Origin of the sequence: Kitasatospora sp. NPDC058218 (assembly GCF_042882445.1) — a bacterium.
Classification (GTDB): domain Bacteria; phylum Actinomycetota; class Actinomycetes; order Streptomycetales; family Streptomycetaceae; genus Kitasatospora.
In genome coordinates, this window is sequence record NZ_JBHVWC010000075.1 from 45,814 (window position 1) to 50,296 (window position 4,483).

The 4,483-nt window shown below is 73.4% G+C and carries 5 protein-coding genes; 3 read left to right on the forward strand and 2 right to left on the reverse strand.

All coding sequences use genetic code 11. The features are described from left to right. Positions 1-48: 48 nt before the first annotated feature. A complete protein-coding gene (locus ACFVYI_RS35985) occupies positions 49-1,215 on the reverse strand; it encodes a copper resistance D family protein (RefSeq protein ID WP_387893427.1) in 1,167 nt (388 codons plus the stop codon). Positions 1,216-1,664: 449 nt separating this feature from the next. On the opposite strand from ACFVYI_RS35985, the gene ACFVYI_RS35990 reads away from it, so the two are divergent. The 3 genes from ACFVYI_RS35990 (at position 1,665) to ACFVYI_RS36000 (ending at position 3,821) form a co-directional block, all read left to right on the forward strand. After that, positions 1,665-2,357: a phosphatase PAP2 family protein gene (locus ACFVYI_RS35990; protein ID WP_387893428.1), complete on the forward strand. Its 693-nt coding sequence runs from the start codon at positions 1,665-1,667 to the stop codon at positions 2,355-2,357. Between the two features lie 145 nt (positions 2,358-2,502). Next, positions 2,503-2,883, forward strand: coding sequence for a BlaI/MecI/CopY family transcriptional regulator (locus ACFVYI_RS35995; protein WP_387893429.1), 381 nt, complete (start codon positions 2,503-2,505; stop codon positions 2,881-2,883). Continuing rightward, the gene (locus ACFVYI_RS36000; RefSeq protein ID WP_387893431.1) at positions 2,880-3,821 is read left to right on the forward strand and encodes a M48 family metalloprotease; all 942 of its coding nucleotides are present in this window, start codon (positions 2,880-2,882) and stop codon (positions 3,819-3,821) included. Before ACFVYI_RS35995 ends, ACFVYI_RS36000 begins: the two co-directional genes overlap by 4 nt. A 25-nt stretch (positions 3,822-3,846) precedes the next feature. Here ACFVYI_RS36000 and ACFVYI_RS36005 read toward each other — a convergent pair whose 3' ends face one another. Beyond that, complete coding sequence (locus ACFVYI_RS36005; RefSeq protein ID WP_387893433.1) at positions 3,847-4,227, reverse strand: BlaI/MecI/CopY family transcriptional regulator; 381 nt, start codon at positions 4,225-4,227, stop codon at positions 3,847-3,849. Positions 4,228-4,483 lie beyond the last annotated feature (256 nt).

The window sequence follows — 4,483 nt, forward strand, 5'->3', positions numbered from 1 at the left end:
CGGGGCACCTGCGCCCCGGTCGGCGAACCGCCCCGGTTCGAGCCGCCGTCAGGAGTGGGCGGTGGCTTCGCGGCGCCCGAGCGTGTCGGAGACCCTGGCCGTGATCCAGAACGAGGCGGCGAGGGTGAGGACGAGCGCGGCGCCCGCGGTGAAGATGCTGCCGTTCGAGACCGCGGGCGGGCTGCCGGCTTCCGTACGGGCGGATCCGGCGATGAAGGGCATGACACCCAGGACGGCGACGCCGAGGGCGACCTCCGCCCAGACCACCTTCGGGAAGTGCCGGAGCGTGAGGTGCGGGAGCGGGGTGGTCGAGTCGGCCCGACGGGCCCGGGTGATGCGAGGCATCAGCCAGAACTGGTTGAAGCCGCCGGCCGCCATCATGGCGAGGACCAGGAGGATCTTCAGGAGCAGCGCGAGGCCGTAGCCGGTCGTCCGGAGCTGGCCGAGGCTGCCGACGTGCTTCCAGCTCAGCCACAGGCCGGAGATGAGCACGGCGCCGACGCAGACCAGGGCGACGAGGCTGAAGCGGCGCCACAGGTCCGCCCAGAGCACGCCCGCGTTCTCACCGAGGTGCCGGCGGGCGCCGGCCAGGACGGCGAGCAGGACGAGGCCGCCGACCCAGACCACGCCGCTGACGATGTGCATCTGGTCGAAGATCGGGTCGAGGGCCTTGTCCGTGTCCTTCGGCTTGACGGCCGGTATCCCCGCGATGAGCGTCGCCATGAGCGACAGGGGCAGGGCGGTGAGCGCCACGGCGTCGACGTGCCGTCGGGCCTGCGGGAGGAACAGGGCGATCAGGGCGGCGGACGCCAGGATCAGAACGGCGTTCTGGACCAGGTAGATCGTGCCCTGGGCCACCCAGGTGCCCTTGGCCGCCGGTGCGTGCAGGTAGTCCCAGATCTTCCCCGGTGCGAGGGCGTCGCCGAAGGCCGTGCCCTTGGTGGCCCTGGCCACCCGGGCGGCCAGTTGGAAGTACCCGGCCACCAGCAGGACGACTCCGGACCACGCCAGGTAGGTCGCAGTTCTTCGCCGCAGTGCCGTGGCGTCGTGGGTCTCTGTCGCCGACGAGCGCAGAGCGGGGCGGATGGCGGCCGCGTAGGTCACCGTGGCGCCGATCGCGCCGGACAGGCCGAGGAAATATCCCGATTTCGTGAGAATTCGGTACAGCGGGGGCATGGCATAGCCGGCCGAGGCGGCCAGGTAGGCGTGATTCATGCAGGGGAGGCTCACCTAAGTTCGGGGATGCTTGACTTCATTCATGTCGTCAGATCGCCGGGGTCGACGTCGCGCGGCCGGGAGTCGGGAGTCGGGATCCGCGGTGGTGTTCGCGTGTCGGGCGGTTCGCCGGTGCCCCCGGCCTCGGCGATCCTGCGCAGCTTCACCCGGCTGCGCTGGGCGGTCTTGCCGCCCGGTGTCCGGTCGGCCGGTGGCGCGCCCCGGCCAGAGGCGCGCTCCCCTGGCCAGGTCGGGGCAGGGTCGGGCAGGGAGTGCGAGGAGGTCGGACGGCGGGCGGGCACTGGCGTCGTCGGCGCCACCCTGTCTACAGTGATGTAGACGGTCATGGGTGTCGAGGCATCCCCGAGGAGAGGTGCCGATCCATGCCCCATCCCACAGGGACTCCTGGCGGGCGTGTGACCGGGCGTCAGCCGCGGCGGGCTCGGGTCATGGCGCTGACGGTCGTCGCCCCGTTGCTGCTCTTCGGCGTGCTCACCGCCCTGCTCGCCGTTCACGGCTGGGGCCCCTTCCCGGTGGAGGCGGCCCTGCACTCCTGGGCGGTCGCCCACCGTCCCTCGTGGGCGGTGCGAACCGTCGATGTCGTGACGGACCTGGGGGCGGGGCTCCCGCCGTATCTCGCGGCCGTCGCGGCGGGATTCCTGGTGGTCCGGAACGGCGGGCGGCCGGAGCGCCGAACCGTCCGGATCGCGCAGGTCTGCGCCCCCGTGGTGGTGCTGGCCGCAGGTCAGCTGCTCCGCAACGGACTCATGAGGGCTTTCGGCCGCCCCCGTCCGCCGATGGCGGACTGGGTCGCCGCCTCGCCGAGCGGCTACTCCTATCCCTCCGGCCACGCCTTCACCGCTGCCGTCGCCGCCGGGCTGCTCGTCTGGGCGGTGCTGAGGGGCACCCGGCGGGGACCCTGGGCGGTGGTCGTCGTGGCGGTCTCGGGCCTGGCCGCGGTCGCCGTCGGCCTGAGCCGCGTCTACCTCGGCGTGCACTGGCCGTTCGACGTGGTCGGCGGGTGGCTCCTCGCGGCTCTCTGGCTGGGCCTGACCCTCCCGCTGATCCCGCTGATCGACAGGTCCCCCTCCGACGGGGGCCCGCCTGCGCCACCTCCGCCGGGCGCCGGCGCCGTTCACTGAGCACCGGTGGGCGGCGCGCGCACCCGCGGAACCGGGCGCGTGGGCCTGCCGGGTGTGCGGCTCGGACTCCGGGAGACGGCGGCACTACAATCCGACAACGGTCTACATCGATGTCGACCTGACAGGGAGAAGGCAGAGGTGCCCCGTGACAGAGGCGATACGCCGTCAGTCCGGTGAGCTGGAGGGTGCGGTACTGACCGCCCTGTGGGCGGCCGGGCGCCCGCTCACCGAGTCCGAGGTGCGGCGCTCCCTTCCCGGCGGACCTGCCCGAACCACCATCGCCACCATCCTCTCCCGGCTCCACGACAAGGGGACCGTGCGGCGCACCCGCCAGGGCCGCGGCTTCGCCTACAGCCCGGCGGTGGAGGACAGCTCCGCCCTGACCGCCCATCGGATGCACACCGAGCTGGACCGCGGCGAGGACCGGTCCGGCACGCTCGCCCGGTTCATCTCCCGGCTCAGCTCCGATGACGAACAACTCGTGCGCGCGCTGCTGGAGCCGCCCGCCGGGCGGGACCAGCGATGACCTGGGCGGTGTGGGCGCCCCTGCTCGCCCCCTGGATCACGGCGCCCGCCGCGCGACGCCTCGCCGCACTCCTTCCCCCGCGTCAGGCCGCGCTTCTCCTCGCGCTCTCCGCCGCGGCCGCGGGCTCGCTGGCCGGCGCGGCCCTGGCACTGCTCGCCGCCGGCGCACTCCTGCACGTGCCCTTCGTGGCGGCGTTCGGCCACGTTTCCCCCGCGCTGCTTCCGGCGGGACCCGTCACCCTCGCACTCGGCGCGGCGGCCGTCCCCGGGTGCGCCGTCGTCGCGTGGACCGCCGCCGGAACACTGCGCCGCCACGACTCGCGCCACCTCCACGACGAGCTCCGCAGAACGGCGAACTCCCGTGCGGGGGACGTCGTCGTGCTGGCCGACGACGGCGCGGACGCCTACGCCCTCCCCGGCCGTCCGGGCAGGGCGGGACTCGTGGTGGTGACCTCGGGCATGCTGCGGAGCCTGGACGGCGACGAACGCGCGGTTCTGCTCGCGCACGAACGTGCCCACCTCGCCTGCCGCCACCACCTGCTGGCGCTCGTCGCCGATCTCGCGGCGTGCCTGCACCCGGCGCTTCGTACGGTCCACGAGCCGCTCGCCTTCCAGGCGGAGCGATGGGCGGACGAGGTCGCGGCGACCGTCGTGGGGGACCGCCGCCTGGTGGCCCGGGCCGTGGGACGAGCCGCGCTGGCCGCGTCCGCCGCGCCGGCGGCCGGCCGTCCCCCCGTGGCCTTCGCCGCGACGGCAGGGCCGGTGCCGCGCCGGATGGCTTCGTTGCTCGCTCCACCGGTCGTCGCACGCCCGGTGGCCAAGCGCGTCGCCACGGTGCTGCTCCTGTGCCTGGTGGTGTCCGCGACGGCGACGGCCGAGGCGACCGACGACCTTCACGAGAACATCGAGACCGCTCAGGGCGCCGTCGCCCGACGGTGACCGCGAGCGCCGGTGCTCGGCCGGTTCACTCGCCGCCCGACTCGGCCGTGCGCAACAGGCGGCGCAGCACGTCCTCGTCGTCGGGGGAGAGGGCGGAGACGAAGCGCTTCAGGACGAGCTCCCGGCGCGGGTCGCTGTGCAACTCGCGGTGCATGCGGCTGGCCGTCAGGCCGGCCGCGTCGTGCACGGGGGCGTACACGAATCTGCGGCCGTCGCGTTCGCGCGACAGCGTCCCCTTCTCGTGCAGGCGCGTGAGGATGGTCGTCACGGTCGTACGGGCCAGTCGGTGGGCGAGGGCGTCCCCGACCTGACCGGCCGTGAGCGGCCCCGATGCCGCCCACAGTACGGCGAGCACGTCGGCCACCAGCTCACCGTTCGGCCGCCTGGAGTCGCTCCTGTCCGGCATGTGTGCCGCTCCCGTCCTCGGTGCCACGCGTCCGGTGACCGTGGCCGCTCGGAGTGAACGACTACGGCAATGTAGACGATCTGGTCGTATTTCATTAAGGTACGCCTAAGCTAACTGCACGGACTGTCCGAGCGGTTGCCCGGCCCTGTCTTCCCCCTGCTTGGAGCCCTCATGTCCGCCCGTCGTTCCACCGCAGCCGCGCTGCTCACCCTTGCTGTGGCGACCGCCGCGCTGGCCGGTTGCTCGCAGAAGAAGG

What these genes read in the sequence shown, in the direction of transcription:
- ACFVYI_RS35985 (WP_387893427.1), bottom strand. Translation starts at nt 1,215, where the DNA reads ATGAATCACGCCTACCTGGCCGCCTCGGCCGGCTATGCCATGCCCCCG.
- ACFVYI_RS35990 (WP_387893428.1), top strand. Translation starts at nt 1,665, where the DNA reads ATGGCGCTGACGGTCGTCGCCCCGTTGCTGCTCTTCGGCGTGCTCACC.
- ACFVYI_RS36000 (WP_387893431.1), top strand. Translation starts at nt 2,880, where the DNA reads ATGACCTGGGCGGTGTGGGCGCCCCTGCTCGCCCCCTGGATCACGGCG.
- ACFVYI_RS36005 (WP_387893433.1), bottom strand. Translation starts at nt 4,227, where the DNA reads ATGCCGGACAGGAGCGACTCCAGGCGGCCGAACGGTGAGCTGGTGGCC.